2 protein-coding genes are annotated in these 2,002 nt (G+C 48.7%); one reads left to right on the forward strand and one right to left on the reverse strand.

Translation table 11 applies throughout. The annotated features are described in order from the left end of the window. Window positions 1-1,243 (forward strand): methionine--tRNA ligase (locus tag GAC_RS00980; RefSeq protein WP_037349019.1); only part of this gene is annotated, 1,243 nt, incomplete at its 5' end. Here the strand turns inward: GAC_RS00980 and ubiE are convergent. Next, on the reverse strand, window positions 1,244-1,987 hold the full coding sequence (gene ubiE / locus GAC_RS00985; RefSeq protein WP_010270498.1) for a bifunctional demethylmenaquinone methyltransferase/2-methoxy-6-polyprenyl-1,4-benzoquinol methylase UbiE: 744 nt from the start codon (window positions 1,985-1,987) through the stop codon (window positions 1,244-1,246). It lies immediately after the preceding gene. Window positions 1,988-2,002: the final 15 nt, after the last annotated feature.

The raw sequence follows: 2,002 nt of genomic DNA on the forward strand, positions 1-2,002 counted from the left end.
CAAGCGCGCTGTGCTGGCGCTGTGGGAACGCCTGCGTGGCAACAATCAGATATACCTGGGGCACTACGCCGGGTTTTATTCAGTACGTGATGAGACTTTTTACCAAGAGCGTGACCTTGTGGATGGTAAAGCGCCCACTGGTGCCGAAGTGGAATGGCTGGAAGAGCCAGGATATTTCTTCAAGCTGTCTGAGTGGCAGGAAAGCCTGCTAAAGTTTTATGCAGATAATCCGAAGTTTGTAATTCCGGAAGGGAAGTTCAATGAGGTCATAAGTTTTGTGGAATCCGGCCTCCGAGATTTGTCTGTTTCCAGATCTAAGAAAAGCCTATCTTGGGGGATTGAGGTACCTCACGATTCTGACCATATAATATACATATGGGTGGATGCACTATGCTGCTATTTGGCGTTGCTTGGGTTTCCCGAAACTGAAGGGGAATACAAGCGTTACTGGGGGAGTGATGGTGCGGTAAGTACGCACGTTGTAGGGAAAGATATACTAAGGTTCCATGCGGTGTATTGGCCTGCTCTTTTAATGGCTGCTGATCTGCCGTTGCCGAAGCAAATAGTTGCGCACGGGTGGTGGCTTAATGAGGGCCAGAAGATATCAAAATCGATAGGCAATGTGATAGACCCATTTGCGTTGATAGAACAATACGGTCTGGATAATTGTAGGTATTTCCTGCTCAGTGAAACCCCCGTAGGAAACGATGCTAGCTTTAGTGGTGCTAGTCTTGTGGAGCGCATAAACTGCGATTTGGCTAACAATTTTGGAAATCTGGTTCAGCGTACTATAACCCTTGTGCACAGGGAGTGTGGTGGCAAAATTCCCGAGGTAGAAGGCATGATGCAAGGGGAAGAAGCGCCGATAAACTACAAAGCGGTGCTGGTGCAGTATGTGGAATATATGGCGGAATACCGGTTTTTTGAGGCGCTCAAATTTGTTATGAATCTGTCTTCCGTGGCCAATGAGTATATTGCAAGAAGAGCGCCGTGGAAGCTGTTCAAAGAAGATAGAAAAAGCGCACAGGCGGTTGTGTTTAAGCTACTAGAATACATAAGGTGCATCGGCATCATGCTGCAACCCTTCGTGCCTGATTCTGCGTCTAAAATTCTTGATCAGATATCACTTCCGGCCGATAGACGCTCGTTTGAGCATTTTTCCGAATTTTGCAGGGGTGGCGTCTCCTTGGGAACTCCTACACCCGTTTTTGGTAAGCTGTATTCCACACAATCTGAGGGTTAATTACAAGCCGAATTCGCTGTTGTGATGGGGCCGTGCTCCGAGTTTTAACTCCACTTTCCATGCACTGTAGAGCGACGTAACTCCATTGCAGATATTCTGGTGCGCAACATTGAAAAACCCTGCGCCTGCTATTTCCTGGGCAAACTCTTCAGGTGGTGGGAATGCCCTTATACTGTCTGTTAGGTATGTATATGCCTCGGCATTACCCGCCACGCACCTGCCCATATTTGGTATTACATACGCGGAGTATAGATCATACAAAGTCCGAAACAACCCTTGCTTTTGTATGGGGGAAAATTCAAGACAGAGCAACCTTCCTTGAAGCTTGAGTACGCGATGTGCCTCCTGTAGCGCTTTCTCTCTGTTGGGTATGTTGCGTATTCCGAAGGCGATAGTGTAGTAGTCGAAGGAATTGCTGGCAAACGGCAGGTCCTCCGCGCTTGCGCACACCCAACTGATGTTAGCATAACCGGAATTGATTGCCCTATCTCTCCCGACCCCTAGCATATCGGGGTTAATGTCGCACACTGTTACATGCAAGCCACTGCGTCTTGCCAAGGCCCGCATTGCTACGTCCCCAGTTCCTCCTGCCACGTCCAATAACGTGCCGCTCTTGTGCGTGATTTTGCTGCACAGCTCCCGCTTCCACAACCTGTGCAACCCAAAGCTCATGAGGTCATTCATGAGGTCATAGCGCGGCGCTACCGAAGAGAAAATCTCGTTGACCTCTAACTGCAGCGGCATTGCTCAAAGTATAAA

It is taken from the genome of Anaplasma marginale str. Florida (genome assembly GCF_000215485.1).
GTDB classification, from domain to species: domain Bacteria; phylum Pseudomonadota; class Alphaproteobacteria; order Rickettsiales; family Anaplasmataceae; genus Anaplasma; species Anaplasma marginale.

Bases quoted from the DNA above. Each gene is read 5' to 3' on its own strand.
- ubiE (WP_010270498.1), bottom strand. From the start codon at position 1,987: ATGCCGCTGCAGTTAGAGGTCAACGAGATTTTCTCTTCGGTAGCGCCG.